14 protein-coding genes are annotated in these 14,709 nt (G+C 71.3%); 10 read left to right on the top strand and 4 right to left on the bottom strand.

What is annotated here, in order from left to right:
• Window positions 1-85: 85 nt before the first annotated feature.
• A complete protein-coding gene (locus DEP02_RS21915) occupies window positions 86-844 on the bottom strand; it encodes an enoyl-CoA hydratase family protein (RefSeq protein WP_112469399.1) in 759 nt (252 codons plus the stop codon).
• A gap of 108 nt (window positions 845-952) precedes the next feature.
• Here DEP02_RS21915 and DEP02_RS21910 point away from each other — a divergent pair, with 108 nt between their 5' ends.
• Both DEP02_RS21910 and DEP02_RS21905 read left to right on the top strand, forming a co-directional pair.
• A complete protein-coding gene (locus tag DEP02_RS21910) occupies window positions 953-1,855 on the top strand; it encodes an SDR family oxidoreductase (protein WP_112469398.1) in 903 nt (300 codons plus the stop codon).
• 205 nt (window positions 1,856-2,060) lie between these two features.
• Entirely contained in the window at window positions 2,061-2,888 is an 828-nt protein-coding gene (locus DEP02_RS21905) for an IclR family transcriptional regulator (protein WP_112469397.1), read from the top strand.
• Window positions 2,889-2,933: 45 nt separating this feature from the next.
• Here DEP02_RS21905 and DEP02_RS21900 read toward each other — a convergent pair whose 3' ends face one another.
• On the bottom strand, window positions 2,934-3,566 hold the full coding sequence (locus DEP02_RS21900) for a flavin reductase family protein (protein WP_232839226.1): 633 nt from the start codon (window positions 3,564-3,566) through the stop codon (window positions 2,934-2,936).
• A 199-nt stretch (window positions 3,567-3,765) separates the two neighbouring features.
• Between DEP02_RS21900 and DEP02_RS21895 the strand changes: the two genes are divergently transcribed.
• The 8 genes from DEP02_RS21895 (at window position 3,766) to DEP02_RS21860 (ending at window position 13,156) form a co-directional block, all read left to right on the top strand.
• Complete coding sequence (locus DEP02_RS21895; protein WP_112469400.1) at window positions 3,766-4,632, top strand: alpha/beta fold hydrolase; 867 nt, start codon at window positions 3,766-3,768, stop codon at window positions 4,630-4,632.
• Complete coding sequence (locus tag DEP02_RS21890; RefSeq protein WP_112469396.1) at window positions 4,629-6,326, top strand: FAD-binding protein; 1,698 nt, start codon at window positions 4,629-4,631, stop codon at window positions 6,324-6,326. Before DEP02_RS21895 ends, DEP02_RS21890 begins: the two co-directional genes overlap by 4 nt.
• Window positions 6,327-6,358: 32 nt before the next feature.
• Complete coding sequence (locus DEP02_RS21885; RefSeq protein ID WP_112469395.1) at window positions 6,359-7,393, top strand: ferredoxin--NADP reductase; 1,035 nt, start codon at window positions 6,359-6,361, stop codon at window positions 7,391-7,393.
• A gap of 120 nt (window positions 7,394-7,513) precedes the next feature.
• Entirely contained in the window at window positions 7,514-8,422 is a 909-nt protein-coding gene (locus DEP02_RS21880; protein ID WP_112469394.1) for an acetaldehyde dehydrogenase (acetylating), read from the top strand.
• Window positions 8,423-8,444: 22 nt separating this feature from the next.
• Window positions 8,445-9,467 carry a 4-hydroxy-2-oxovalerate aldolase gene (gene dmpG, locus DEP02_RS21875; protein ID WP_112469393.1) on the top strand — a complete coding sequence of 341 codons (1,023 nt, stop codon included), beginning with the start codon at window positions 8,445-8,447 and terminating at the stop codon, window positions 9,465-9,467.
• 8 nt (window positions 9,468-9,475) lie between these two features.
• Window positions 9,476-10,660, top strand: coding sequence for an acyl-CoA dehydrogenase family protein (locus tag DEP02_RS21870; RefSeq protein ID WP_112469392.1), 1,185 nt, complete (start codon window positions 9,476-9,478; stop codon window positions 10,658-10,660).
• Window positions 10,661-10,748: 88 nt separating this feature from the next.
• Window positions 10,749-11,681 (top strand): VOC family protein, encoded by a 933-nt coding sequence (locus tag DEP02_RS21865; RefSeq protein ID WP_112469391.1) that lies wholly within the window; start codon window positions 10,749-10,751, stop codon window positions 11,679-11,681.
• A complete protein-coding gene (locus DEP02_RS21860) occupies window positions 11,678-13,156 on the top strand; it encodes an FAD-dependent oxidoreductase (RefSeq protein WP_112469390.1) in 1,479 nt (492 codons plus the stop codon). The genes DEP02_RS21865 and DEP02_RS21860 overlap by 4 nt, the downstream gene beginning before the upstream one ends.
• 100 nt (window positions 13,157-13,256) lie before the next feature.
• On the opposite strand, the gene DEP02_RS21855 is transcribed toward DEP02_RS21860, so the two are convergent.
• Window positions 13,257-13,523, bottom strand: a complete 267-nt coding sequence (locus tag DEP02_RS21855) for a ferredoxin (protein WP_112469389.1) — start codon at window positions 13,521-13,523, stop codon at window positions 13,257-13,259.
• The gene (locus tag DEP02_RS21850) at window positions 13,523-14,683 is read right to left on the bottom strand and encodes a 3-ketosteroid-9-alpha-monooxygenase, oxygenase component (RefSeq protein WP_112469388.1); all 1,161 of its coding nucleotides are present in this window, start codon (window positions 14,681-14,683) and stop codon (window positions 13,523-13,525) included. The genes DEP02_RS21855 and DEP02_RS21850 overlap by 1 nt, the downstream gene beginning before the upstream one ends.
• Window positions 14,684-14,709: the final 26 nt, after the last annotated feature.

Here is a 14,709-nt window from a genome sequence, read left to right as displayed (position 1 = left end):
GCCGTGTGCCGGGACCGCCGAGGGTCCCGGCACACGGCACCCGCGCCGTCGGCGAGCCCCGGTATCGCGGGACGCGGCCGCCGTGTCAGCTCCTGAGCGGCTTTCCGGTGGCGACGAACTCGTCGCGGTGCTCGTCCGCGACCCCGCCGAGGTTGAGCTCGAAGGTGAAGCCCTGTTCGAAGCGGTAGCTGCGGTTGACGTCGACCGGGTCGATGCCGTTGAGGGCCTCCTTCGCGGCACGGATGACCCGCGGGTCCTTGGCCGCGATCTCCCCGGCGACCCTCAGCGCGGCCTCGTCGAGCTCCGCACGGGGCACGACCTCCAGCACCGAGCCGTGGGTGACGAGCTGCTCCGCGGTGATGGTGCGGCTGGTGTAGTACAGGGTCCGCATCAGATGCTGCGGCACCAGCCGGGCGAGATGGGTGGCCGCCCCCAGAGCGCCGCGGTCCACCTCCGGTACGCCGAAGTACGCGTCGTCGCTCGCCACGACCGTGTCGCAGTTGCCGACGAGGCCGACGCCGCCGCCGAGGCAGAAGCCGCCCACGGCCGCGACGACCGGGACGGCGCACTCGTAGACCGCCTTGAAGGCGGCGTGGCAGCCGCGGTTTGCGCCGAGCAGCGCCTCGAAGCCGGTGGTGTGCTGCATCTCCTTGATGTCGACGCCCGCGTTGAACCCGCGGCCCTCGGCCCGCAGCACCACCACACGGGTCCGCTCGTCCTGGCCGGCCTCCCGCATGGCCTCGGCGATACCGAACCACCCGGCGACCGGAAGGGCGTTCACCGGGGGGTAGTCCATGGTCACGACGCGAACGCCGTTGCTGTGCCTCGTCGAGTTGATCCCCATGTCGTCCCTTCCCTGACCGAGCAATTGCTTGTTAGCCTAACGCTTGCTTGGTTCGGGGAGAAGGGGTGACCCCCGTACCCGGGGCACTCGCGACGACAGGGAGAGCAAATGAGGATGTGTGAGGGGCGTGTCGCCCTGGTGACCGGTGCCGGCCGTGGTCTGGGCCGGGAGCATGCCCTCGAACTGGCACGGCAGGGCGCCAAGGTCGTCGTCAACGACCTCGGCGTGACGGCCGACGGCGCGGGCGTGTCCGCCGGTCCGGCGGACGAGGTCGTGGCGCTGATCAGGGAGATGGGCGGCGAGGCCGTCGCCAACGGCGACGACGTCGCGGACTTCGAGGGCGCCGGCCGTATGGTGCGCCAGGCCATTGACACCTTCGGGGGTCTCGACATCCTGGTCAACAACGCCGGCTTCGTGCGCGACCGCATGCTCGTCAACGCCGCCGAGGACGAGTGGGACGCGGTCATCCGCGTCCACCTCAAGGGCCACTTCGCCACCCTGCGCCACGCGGGCGCCTACTGGCGCTCCGAGGCTAAGGCCGGCCGCCGGCGCCAGGCCCGGGTGATCAACACCAGCTCCGGGGCGGGCCTGCAGGGCAGCGTCGGCCAGGCCGCCTACAGCGCGGCGAAGGCGGGCATCGCCGGGCTCACCCTCGTCGCGGCCCAGGAGCTCGGCCGCTACGGCGTCACCGTGAACGCGCTCGCGCCCGCCGCGCGCACCCGGATGACCGAGGGGCCCTTCGCCGAGGCGATGGCCGCCCCGGAGTCGGGTTTCGACACGATGGACCCCGCCAACGTCTCACCGGTCGTCGCCTGGCTCGCCAGTGCGGACTCCGCCGACGTCACCGGCCGGGTGCTCGAGGTCGAGGGCGGCAGGATCTGTGTCGAGGAGGGCTGGCGGCACGGGCCGGCGGCCGACATCGGCCGGCGCTGGGAGCCGTCCGAAGTGGGCCCGGCGGTCAGGAAGCTGCTCGCCGACGCCGCGCCGCCCGAGCCCGTCTACGGAGCCTGAGGCTCCCTCCCGGGCCGGGTCCGGCCGCCGTCGCCGAACACTCCGTCAGTTCACTTCCACACCTGTCGGGGGGCTGTTACATTGCAAAACAAGAATTCATTTCAGTTTGCTCGGGCTGGAGGCTCCAGTGACAGCTGTCGAGGTTGTTCCTGCTGAAGTTGTTCCCGCCGAGGTGGCTCCCGTTCGCAGGGAGCTGCCGCCGTCGATGGTCGAGCGCATGACACTGATCATGGACGCGTTCGACACCCGCACCACCCGGCTGTCCCTGGAGGACGTGGCCCGCCGCACCCACCTCCCGCGCTCCACGGCCCACCGCATCCTCGACCAGCTGGTGCGGCTGAGGTGGCTGGAGCACACCGCTTCGGGCTACGGCCTCGGCCGGCGCGCACTCGGCCTCGGCGGCGGCGACGGCGCCCACGGCCAGATCCGGGAGGCCGCCGCGCCCCGGCTCCACCAGCTCCAGATCCGGACCGGGCTGGTCGTCCACCTGGCGGTGCTCGACGGCGCGGAGGTCCAGTACCTCGACAAGGTCGGCGGACGCTTCGCCGCATCGGTGCCCTCACGGGTCGGCGGCCGCGCCCCGACCCACTCGACGGCCCTGGGCAAGGCGATGCTGGCCTGGCTCGAACCGGAGGAGGTGGAGGCGAGGGTGGAGGGCACGATCAGCCGGCTGACCCAGCGGACGATCGCGACCATGGACACCCTGCACCAGGAGCTCCACCGCATCCGGCAGCGCCGCGGGCTGGCGTTCGAGCACGGCGAATGCTTCCCGGGCATCGCCTGCGTCGCGGCGGCGATCCGGGGCCCCGAAGGACCCGTGGCCGCCATATCGCTGGTCGGCGACCCCCAGGCCCCCCTGGAGAAGGTCGCCCCCCTGGTGGTCGACGCCGCGCGCCAGGTCTCGCTGGAACTGTTCCCGGCCCCGAGGACGCAGGGCCGGGCACACCGTACGGCCACGGTCCCCGAGCAGACCTGGTCACCGCAGACCATGGACCGGCTGCTCGCCACCGGCCGGCACGGCGACTGGCTGTAGCGTCCTGCGGTGTCCTGACCCAGGACACCGCAGCCGCCGGCGAGCTCAGCCCCAGTAGTCGCCCCAGCCCCACGGGCCGGGAACCTCCAGGGAGGGTACGGCGGGCGGTTCCGCCTCGATGCCGAACCGCCCGCGGAAGAACAGCATCGGCCGTTCCTCGGTGACCGTCTCCAGCCCGAGGACCCGGCCGATCACCACGTCGTGGTCACCGGCGGCGTGCACGTCGTACACCTCGGCATGGACCCGCATCAGCACATCGCGCAGAGACGGGGTCCCCCAGTGCGAGAGATCCCAGTCCAGACCGTCGTACTTCCGTCCCCTGCTCGAACCGAAGCGGGCGCACAGGTCGGCCTGGTCCTCGGCCAGCACATTGACGCAGAACCGCCCCGAGTCCCTGATCGCCGGCCATGACCGGCCCTTGTGATCGGCGCAGAAGAGGACGAGGGGCGGTTCCAGGGAGACGGAGGCGAAGGACTGGCACGCGAACCCGACCGGTTCGCCGCCGACGCCCATCCCGGTGACGACGGTGACCCCCGTCGCGAACGCCCCCATGGCACGTCGCATCCGAAGGGGCGTGGGTGCGGCGCTCTCAAGCGTCTCGGGGGTGGTCAAGGACTGTGCTGTCATGAGGTTCACCTCGACGGGGCCGGCACTGTTGGCGTGCTCCTGATCGGACACGGGCCGACCGTAGGGCAGCGGCCCGCGGTGCCGGACGGCCCGTTCCGATGAGTGGAACCCGGCACGGCGCCGGACCGGCGCACGCCGATTCCGCCCCCCTGGACCCGCGCATCCCGCTGACCGAGACGTCGAAGGCGTGGCGCCGATGCCGCTGGCTACGGTCCGGAGCGTCGGCACCGGACTACCGAGGACAGGGATGATGACGGAGCTGAGCCACGAGTCCACCTCGCGCGAACTCACGACCGATCAGGGAGTGCTGCGCTACCACGAAGCCGGCGACGGCCCCCCGCTGGTGATGCTGCACGGCTCCGGTCCCGGGGTCACGGGGTGGCGCAACTTCCGCGGCAACCTCGCCACGTTCTCCGAGCACTTCCGCTGCCTGGTCCTGGAGTTCCCCGGATTCGGCGTCAGCGACCCGGTCGACGGGCACCCCATGGCCACCGCCTCGGCCGCCGTCGGCCGCTTCCTCGACGGCCTCGGCCTGCACCGGGTCGACGTGATCGGCAACTCCATGGGCGGCTTCGTCGGCACCCGGTTCGCCCTGGACAACCCCGAGCGCGTACGCCGGCTGGTCACCATCGGCGGCATGGGCCGGAACATCTTCAGCCCGTTCCCGGGTGAAGGCATCAAGCTGCTCACGGAGTTCACCGACAACCCCACCCGCGAGGGGCTGATCCGGTGGCTGCACTCCATGGTGTACGACCCGGCCATGGTCACCGAGGAGCTGATCGAGGAACGGTGGACGCAGGCCACCGACCCGGAGACGCTCGCGAGCGCCCGCAGGATGTACGGCAGTGCCGCCTTCGCCGCCCAGGCCGCCGCCACGGCGGCCTCCGACGAACCGCCGCTCTGGGCGATGCTGCACAAGCTCAGGGCCAAGACCCTGATCACCTGGGGCCGGGACGACCGGGTCAGCCCGGTCGACATGGCGATCCTGCCGATGCGGACCATCCCCGACGTCGAACTGCACGTGTTCCCCGACTGCGGGCACTGGGTGATGATCGAACAGAAGACCGCCTGGGAGAGCGCCGTGCTGGCCTTCCTGACCCGTAAGGACACGGCATGAGCACCGGCAGCGGCACCTCCTGGGACCACGAGTTCGACTTCGTCGTCGTCGGCAGCGGCGGCGGCGGCATGACGGCCGCGCTGACGGCCGCGGACAGCGGCCTGTCCACCGTCGTCGTCGAGAAGGGGACGATGTACGGCGGCACCACCGGCATCTCCGGCGGCGGCATCTGGATCCCCAACAACCCCACCCTGCGCGCCGAAGGCCACGACGACAGCCACGAGTCGATCCGCCGCTACCTCGACCGCCTCACCGAGGGCCGGGTCCCCGGCGCCCGGCTCGACGCGTACATCGAGCAGGGCCCGGCCGCCATGGAACTGCTCGGCAAGAGCCCGTGGATGCGCTTCTTCTGGGTCAAGGGCTACGCCGACTACCACCCGGAGTACGAGGGCGGCCGCCCGACGGGCCGCTCCGTCGAGGCCCTGCCGTTCGACACCCGCAGGCTCGGCGAGGACGAGAAGTACCAGCGGCCCAACAACCTCAAGGGCCCCCTGGGCCTGTGGATCACCGCCAAGGACTACCGCCACCTGGCCATGGTGAAGCGGACCTGGCGCGGCCGGTGGGCCTCCGTCGTCGCCGCCTGGCGCGTCTCCTCCAACCTGGTCCGCCGCCGCCACATGTCGACCGGCGGGCGCGCCCTGGTGGCCCGGCTGCGGATGGCCCTCAAGGACGCAGGCGTCCCGCTGTGGCTGCGCACCCCGATGACCGAGCTCGTCACCGACGACAGCGGCCGGGTGACCGGCATCGTCGTGGAACGCGACGGCAAGGCCGAACGCATCGGAGCCCGGCACGGGGTGCTGCTCGCCACCGGCGGCTTCGACCACAACACGGACATGCGCTCCGCCTACCTGCCGGAAGGCGGCCGGGAGAACTACAGCGCCGGCGCGCGGGAGAACACCGGCGACGGCATCAGCGCCGGGCTGAAGCTCGGGGCCGCGCTCGACTTCATGGACGACGCGTGGTGGATGCCGTCGGTGCGCCACCCCTCCGGCGCGGTGATCCCCCTGGTGTCCGAACGGTGCATCCCGCCGTCGCTGATTGTCTCCTCCCACGGCAGGCGCTTCACCAACGAGTCCGCGCCGTACGTCAACTTCGTCCACGACCAGCTCGAGGGCAAGCACGTCCCGGCCTGGTTCGTGATGGACGCGAAGGCCCGCGCCCGCTACCCGTTCGCGCAGATCCTGCCCGGAATGCCGTTCCCCCGGGAGTTCTACGACAAGGGCCTGGCGCACCGGGCGGACAGCATCGCGGAACTGGCCGCCGCGATCGGCGTACCGGCCGACGAACTGACCGCGACGGTCGAACGGTTCAACGGCTTCGCCCGCACCGGCAAGGACACCGACTTCGGCCGCGGCGACAGCGCGTACGACCGCTACTACGGCGACCCGACACTGAAGAACCCCAACCTGGACGAGATCGTCAAGGCCCCCTTCTACGCGGTGCGCATCGAGGTCGGCGACCTCGGCACCAAGGGCGGCCTGGTCTGCGACGAGCACAGCAGGGTCCTGCGCGAGGACGGGGCGGTCGTCGACGGCCTCTACGCGACCGGCAACACGTCCGCGCCGGTGATGGGAGGCGAGTACGCCGGCCCCGGCGCCACCATCGGCCCGTCCATCACCTTCGGTTACATCGCCGCCCGGCACGCCGCCACCCGCCGTGACAACGGGCAGGGCCAGACCGCGAAGCCGGCCTGACCGTCCGGAAGAAACAGCTGAGGAGAACCCCCGTGGCGCAACCCCCATCGCTCACGGTGCGCGTCGTCGAAGTCATCCGCGAGACGGCCGACGCGCACTCGTTGGTCCTCGAACCGGCCGACGGGACGCACGAGAAGTTCGGCTACAGGCCGGGCCAGTTCCTGACCATCCGGGTGCCGTCCGACCGCGAGGGCGGCGCCGCCCGCTGCTACTCGCTGTGCAGCTCCCCGCTGCGCGACGAGAAGCTGAAGGTCACCGTCAAGCGCACGGTGAACGGATACGGCTCGAACTGGATCTGCGACAACGTCGTCGAAGGCGACACCCTCGAAGTACTGCGCCCGGCAGGCACGTTCACGCCCGCCACGCTCGACGAGGACTTCCTGCTGCTGGCGGCGGGCAGCGGCATCACCCCGGTGATGTCCATCCTCAAGTCCTGCCTGTACGGCGGCACCGGATCCGTCACCCTGCTCTACGCCAACCGCGACGAGAACTCCGTCATCTTCCGCGACGAACTCGTCACGCTGGCCCAGGAGTACGGCGACCGGCTCACGGTCGTCCACTGGCTGGAGACCGTGCAGGGCCTGCCCACACCGTCCGGTCTGCGCGCGCTGGCCGCGCCGTACACCGGCCGCCAGGCGTTCATCTGCGGCCCGGGGCCGTTCATGGAGCTGGCGACCACGACGCTGACGGGCCTCGGCACACCGCCGGAGCGGGTGCACGTCGAGCGGTTCACGTCGCTGACGACCGACCCGTTCGCCGCGCCGGAGACAACAGCCGCGCCGTCGGGTCCGAAGAGCACCGTCGAGGTCGAACTCGACGGGAAGACCAGGACCGTGGACTGGCCCGCCGGCAGGAAGCTGCTCGACGCCCTCCTCGAAGCCGGCCTGGACGCCCCGTTCTCCTGCCGGGAGGGCGCCTGCAGCGCCTGCGCCTGCGTGCTCCGCGAGGGCGAGGTGACCATGGAGCGCAACGAGGTCCTCGACAGCCAGGACCTCGCCGACGGGCTCATCCTCGCCTGCCAGGCGCTCCCGGTCAGTGAACGGCTCAAGGTCACCTACGACGGGTGAACCGCCTCCCGCTCCGCCGCGACGGGGCCGCGCTCCCGCTCAGCGGGAGATCCAGGGCGGTGGACCGACCGCGCTGACACCTTGGGGCCCCGGCCCCTCGACTCGGATGAGGTTCGAACAGTGACCAAGGCGACCGCCGCGATCGTCGGCTCCGGCAACATCGGAACCGACCTGATGTACAAGCTGCTCCGCTCCGACGGCATCGAACCCCGGTGGATGATCGGAATCGACCCGGAGAGCCCGGGTCTCAAGCGGGCGGCCGAGGAGGGCCTGCACGCCGGCGCCGAGGGCGTGGACGAGCTTCTGGCCCAGGACGAACGCCCGGACCTGGTCTTCGAGGCGACCTCGGCGTCCGTCCACAAGGCGAACGCCCCGAAGTACGCAGAACTGGGCATCCAGGCCGTCGACCTGACACCGGCCGCGCTCGGCCCCGCCGTCGTCCCGGCCGTCAACCTGGGCGAGCACCTGGACGCGCCCAACGTCTCCCTGATCACCTGCGGCGGACAGGCCACCATCCCCGTGGTGCACGCCGTCTCCCGGGTGACCGAGGTGGCCTACGCGGAGATCGTGGCCAGCGTCGCCTCGCCGTCCGCCGGCCCCGGGACCCGGGCCAACATCGACGAGTTCACGATCACCACCAGCCGGGGCATCGAGACCATCGGCGGTGCGGCCAGGGGCAAGGCCATCATCATCCTCAACCCGGCCGAGCCGCCGATGCTCATGCAGGACACCGTCTTCTGCTCCATCCCGGCCGACGCCGACCGGGAGGCGATCGCCGCCTCGATCCACGAGGTGGTCGGCCAGGTCGCCTCCTACGTCCCGGGCTACCGCCTGCGCGCCGAGCCGCAGTTCGACGACCCGTCCGCGGTGAACGGAGGCCTCGCCCGTGTCGCGGTGTTCCTGGAGGTGGAGGGAGCGGGGGACTTCCTGCCGCCGTACTCCGGGAACCTCGACATCATGACCGCCGCGGCCACCAAGGTCGGTGAGGGCTTCGCCCAGCGGATCGCCTCCCAGCGCGCCGCGTCCTGACCACCCAAGGAGTTCTCCTGCCATGCCCTACAGCACCGACCTCGACATCCGCGTCACCGACTCGTCCCTGCGGGACGGCTCGCACGCCAAGCAGCACCAGTTCACCGTCGAACACGTCCGGTCGATCGTGGGCGCGCTCGACGACGCCGGAGTCCCCGTCATCGAGGTGACCCACGGCGACGGCCTCGGCGGATCCTCGTTCAACTACGGCTTCAGCCACACCCCCGAGCAGGAACTGATCAAGGCGGCGGTGCAGACCGCGCAGCGGGCGAAAATCGCCTTCCTCATGCTGCCCGGCCTCGGAGTCCAGGACGACATCCGCGAGGCCGCCGGCAACGGTGCCTCCGTCTGCCGGATCGCCACCCACTGCACCGAGGCCGACATCGCGGTCCAGCACTTCGGACTCGCCCGCGACCTGGGCCTGGAGACGGTCGGGTTCCTGATGATGGCGCACAGCCGGCCCCCGGAGGTGCTGGCGAAGCAGGCGCGCATCATGGCCGACGCCGGCTGCCAGTGCGTGTACGTCGTCGACTCCGCGGGCGCCCTCGTCATGGAGCAGACCAGCGACCGGATCGCGGCGCTCGTCGCGGAGCTGGGCGACGACGCGCAGGTCGGCTTCCACGGACACGAGAACCTGGGGCTCGGCGTCGCCAACTCCGTCCTCGCGGTACGCGCCGGCGCGCAGCAGATCGACGGCTCGACGCGCCGGTTCGGCGCGGGCGCCGGCAACACCCCGGTCGAGGCCTTCGTCGCGGTCGCCGAGAAGCTCGGCATCCGCACCGGCATCGACACCCTGAAGATCATCGAGGCCGCCGAGAACGTCGTACGCCCGGTCATGGACGGCGAGTGCCTGCTCGACCAGCTGTCGCTGACCATGGGCTACGCCGGGGTCTACTCCAGCTTCCTCAAGCACGCCGGCCGCCAGGCCGCCAAGTACGGCGTCTCCGGCGCCGAGATCCTCCTGGAGGCCGGGCGACGCAAGCTCGTCGGCGGCCAGGAGGACCAGCTCATCGAAATCGCCGTCGCGCTCGCCGCGAAGAAGTGAGGCCGGCCATGGCTCATCAGGTACTTGACGCAATCGCCGAGCGCGCCGAGGAGCTGCACGCGCTGGGCCCGTCGAGCGAATCGCTCGGCAGACTCGACGACCAGGCGGCCAAGGCGCTGCGGGAGACCGGAGTGATCCGGATGCTCCAGCCCGCGGCGCACGGCGGACTCGAGCTGCACCCGCGGGAGTTCGCCGAGGCCGTCATGAAGGTCGCGGCCTGCGACGGGGCGACCGGCTGGGTCTCCGGTGTCGTCGGCGTCCACCCCTGGGAGATGGCGATGGCCGACCCCCGGGTGCAGGAGGAGGTCTGGGGCGAGGACCCCGACACCTGGATCGCCTCCCCGTACGCGCCGATGGGCGTGCTCCGGCCGGTCGACGGCGGCTATGTCTTCAACGGCCGCTGGCAGTTCTCCTCCGGCACCGACCACTGCGACTGGATCTTCCTCGGCGCCATGCTGGGCGACCGCGAGGGCAAGGCGGTCATGCCGCCGACGATGCTGCACGCGATCCTGCCCCGCTCGGACTACGAGATCGTCGAGGACTCCTGGGACGTCGTCGGACTGCGGGGGACGGGCAGCAAGGACATCATCGTCAAGGACGCCTTCGTCCCCGACTACCGGGTCATCGCCTACGACAAGGTCGTGGACGGCACCCAGGCCAAGGATGCCGGACTCACCAACCCGCTCTACCACCTGCCCTTCTCCCAGGCGTTCCCGCTGGGGATCACCGCGGCCGTCATCGGCGCCTGCGAGGGGGCCCTGGCGCACCACCTGGCGTACCAGCGCAACCGCGTCCAGGTCACCGGTGCGGCGGTCAAGGACGACCCCCACGCGCTGTACGCGCTCAGCGAGGCGGCGGCGGAGATCGCGGCCTCCCGGTCGGCCCTGCTGGACAACATCTGCCGGGTCCACGACCTGGTGGCGGCCGGCAAGGAGGTCACCTTCCACCGGCGGGCCGTGGGCCGGCGCACCCAGGTCCAGGCCGCCTGGCGCGCGGTCCGCGCGGTCGACGAGATCGTCGCACGCTCCGGCGGCAACGCCATGCGCATGGACAACCCCATCCAGCGGTTCTGGCGCGACGTCCACACCGGCCTGGCCCACGCCATCCACGTGACCGGTTCGGTCTTCCACGCCTCCGCACTCACCGAGCTGGGCATCGAACCGCCGCCCGGTCCGATGCGCTCCATGATCTAGACCGCCGGCCGGCCCGGGCCGCGGAACGGCGGACCTCCGGGCCGGATACGGCAGTCGAGCAACGTCAGACGAGAGGGAAGGAACGCACATGACGCAGATCCGAGGACTCGGCTATCTCCGGGTCCAGACGCGCGACATCGCCCGCTGGCGCGAACTCACCGTCGACGCCCTGGGGTTCGCCGAGGGCTCCGGACCCGATCCGGACGGCCTGTACCTGCGGATGGACGAGCGCCGGGCCCGGCTGATCGTCCTGCCGGGGGACACCGACCGGGTGCTCGCCGTCGGCTGGGAGGTGCGCGACCAGTTCGCCCTGGCCGCGGTCGGCCGCGCGGTCGAGGCGTCCGGCACGGCGGTGAAGGTGCTGTCCCAGAAGGAGGCCGACGAACGGGGGGTGGAGCAGGCCATCACCTTCGACGACCCCGCCGGCGTTCCCGTCGAGGTCTTCTTCGCCCCGATCCTGGACCACAGCCCCGTACTGACCGGCCTCGGACAGAACTTCGTGACCGGCGACCAGGGCATGGGCCATGTCGTCCTCCCCACGACCTGCATGGAGGAGACCATCTCCTTCTACACCGAGGTCCTGGGCTTCCTGCCGCGCGGGGCGTTCCGCCTCAGCGGCCAGGACCCGGACGCCCCGCCGCAGCGGGTGCGCTTCATGGGCATCAACCAGCGCCACCACAGCCTGGCCGTCTGCCCCGCCCCGCACGGGGAGGACCCGGGCCTGGTCCACCTCATGGTGGAGGTGGACAGCCTGGACGCGGTGGGCCGCGCGCTGGACAACGTGGGACGGCTCGGCTTCTCCCTCTCCTCCACCCTGGGCCGCCACACCAACGACAAGATGGTCTCCTTCTACGTGCGCGCGCCGGGCGGCTGGGACATCGAGTACGGCACCGACGGCATGCTCGTCGACGAGACGTACTACACCGCCGAGGAGATCACCGCGGACAGCTACTGGGGCCACGACTGGTCCGGCTCCGAGCCGCTCGCGGCGTTCGCGCCCCCCGAGGGGGACGGCCAATGACCGGTTCGCGCCCGGTGCCGCCCGTCCGGGCGGCGTCGGTGACCCGGTACGACGCCGAAGCCGACGTCCTGGTCGTCGGCTTCGGCTGCGCGGGCGCGGCCGCGGCCTTCGAAGCGGCCTCGGCCGGTGCCGACGTACTCGTCCTGGAGCGTGCCGCGGGGCCGGGCGGCTCCTCGGCGCTCTCCGGCGGCGAGCTCTACCTCGGCGGCGGCACGCCGGTGCAGACGGCGTGCGGCTTCGAGGACACCCCGGACGACATGTTCGCGTACCTCAAGGCGGCCCTCGGACCGCACGCCGACGAGGAGAAGCTGCGGGCCTACTGCGAGGAGAGCACCGAGCACTTCCAGTGGTTCGTCGACCGCGGTCTCACCTTCGAGCCGAGCCTGTGGGACGCTCCGACCTGGATGCCGCCGTCGAGGGACGGCCTGATGTGGCTGGGGGAGAACGCCTGGCCGTACACCACGCTCGCCCGCCCCGCACCCCGCGGTCACCGCTGCGCCACCGAGTCCTTCGGCGGCTGGAAGATCATGGAGAAGCTGATCGAGGCGGCGCAGGAAGCGGGGGCGGTCACCCACACCGACACCCTGGTCACCGCGCTGATCGTGGACAACGACGGACGGGTGGCCGGCGTCACCGCACGCAAGTACGGCGAGGAGCTGACCTACCGAGCCCGCAAGGCCGTGGTGCTCACCACCGGGGGCTTCGTCGACAACGAGGAGATGCTGGCCGACCACGCGCCGCACCTGCTCGGCCACGGCAGGATCAGCGACGGGCTGGACGACGGCAGCGGCATCCGAATGGCCGCCGCCCTCGGCGCCGCCACCCGGCGGATGTCGGTGACGCAGATCGCGCTCACCGCCGTCCCGGCCCTGGCCGTGCGCGGCATGCTGGTCAACGGGCACGGGCAGCGCTTCGTCAACGAGGACGTCTATCCGGGCCTGTTCAGCGTGGCGGCGGTCAGGACCCAGCCGGGGCCGTACTGGGTGATCGTCGACGAGGAGGGTTACGAGGCCGTCCCCGAGGCGGAGCGGTGGGGCGTGTTCCCGCGGTTCGCCGCGGAGACCCTCGCCGAGCTGGAGGCGGAGCTCGGCATGCCCGCGGGCGCGCTGGAGTCGACGGTCGGCACGTACAACGCGTACGCGGAGAAGGGCGAGGACCCGTACTTCCGCAAGGACGCCCGGTGGCTGCGGCCGCTGAAGGGACCCTTCGCGGCGATCGACCCGCGGCAGGGCTTCGACCCCGGGGAAGGGGGGAGCGCGAACGGGGGGACGGGCATCGCCGGCTTCACCCTGGGCGGCCTGCACACCACCGTGGACGGAGCGGTGCTGGACCTCTCCGGCCGGCCCGTTCCCGGGCTGTTCGCGGCCGGCCGGGCGAGCTCGGGCATCCACGGCGAGGGATACATCAGCGGTACGTCACTGGGCGACGGTACGTTCTTCGGCCGCAGGGCCGGAAAGGCCGCCGCTCGCGGCTGACCACCGGTCCGTACGCACGACAGCGGCCGCCCCGTCCGGGGCGGCCGCTGTTCTTCGTGCTGTGGTGCTGACGCCTGTCACGACCGCACGGTCCGGACGCTCAGTCCTCCGGCACGTGGAGGGCGCCGGTGACCGCGGCGTCCCGGATAGCGGCGCGCAGCGCCTCGCAGCCGGTGAAACCGCCACCGTTTCCGCCGCCCGAAGCGGACGCCTGCCGCTCCGGGCAGCCCTCCATGGCCGCGGTGGTCCACTGCACACTCGTCTGGTGCCAGCTGCTCTTGCGGACCAGCACCTGGTTGCCGCACCGCGGACACCCCAGGGGCTGCATCGGCGCACCGTCGGTCAGACGGTTGTCCTGCCGCGCCATCAGGCAGGCCGGCTTCCGGCCGCCGCGGCGGCCTTGCGGGCGAGGTTCTCCTCGACCTCCTTCTGCCACGCCTCGACGGGGCGGGTGGTGTCGAGCTCGTACTCGAAGCGTTCGACCATCTCCGGCTTGACGTCGGCCACGTCGACGTAGAACTGCTCGTACCAACGGCGCAGTTGGTAGACCGGGCCGTCCTCCTCGCAGAGCAGCGGGTTGTCGATACGGGCCTTGTTCTTCCAGATCGCGATGTCCTGCTCGAAGCCGAGCTTGATGAACTCGGCCATGCCCGCGGCCAGTTCGTCGGCGTTGTCGCCCTCGGGCAGGTCCGTGCGCTTGACGATGATGCCGTACTGCAGCACGAAGCGGTCGGCGCTCACCGGGTAGTGACAGTTGATCAGGACGCAGCGCACGGGTCCGGTGTCGTACTGGTAGGCCAACTCGTCGATCATGAACGAGGGGCCGTGGTACGTCGCGACCGAGTCGCTGCCCGTGGTCTTCTTGCCGTCGCCCTCCTGCGGGCGCGCGTCCGGGCGGCCCGCGCCCCGCATGTACTGCGTGGCGGTGTGCCCCTCGAAGACGTTCTTGAAGAAGGTCGGGAAGGAGTAGTGCACATAGAAGAAGTGCGCCATGTCCACGACGTTGTCGACGACCTCGCGGCAGTTGGCGTCCACGGTGGTCTCGTACCACACCCAGTCGGTCCACTCCTCGCTGGTCGCGCCCTCGATGCGGGGGATGGCGACGTCGGCCGGCGGGGGATTGCCCTCGGGGTCGTTCCAGACGAAGAGCATCCCGTCCTGGTCCAGCGCGGGCCAGGCGGCGGTGCGGGCCCGCAGCGGGACCCGGCGGGAGTAGGGGATCTGCTTGCAGCGGCCGTCGCCGCCCCAGCGCCAGTCGTGGAACGGGCAGGCGACCTCGTCGCCCTTGACGGTGCCCTGGGAGAGGTCGCCGCCCATGTGGCGGCAGTAGGCGTCCAGGACGTTCAGCTTCCCGTCGCTGCTCTGGAACACCACGAGCTTCTGGCCGAAGGCCTGGACGGAGTGCGGCTTGCCGTCCTTGAACTTCTCCGACAACCCCAGGCAGTGCCATCCACGGGCGAAGCGCGTCGGTGCCGCCTCCGCCTCGATGGCACGGACGGCGTCGTGCTCAGACTCGACTGCGGTCACGTTGCTCCCATCCCTTCACGGCCACA

The organism is Streptomyces triticisoli, from assembly GCF_003270085.1.
Taxonomy (GTDB): Bacteria; Actinomycetota; Actinomycetes; order Streptomycetales; family Streptomycetaceae; genus Streptomyces; species Streptomyces triticisoli.
The sequence above is the reverse complement of the archived record's forward strand: the minus strand, read 5'-3'. Positions and strand labels throughout refer to the sequence as shown.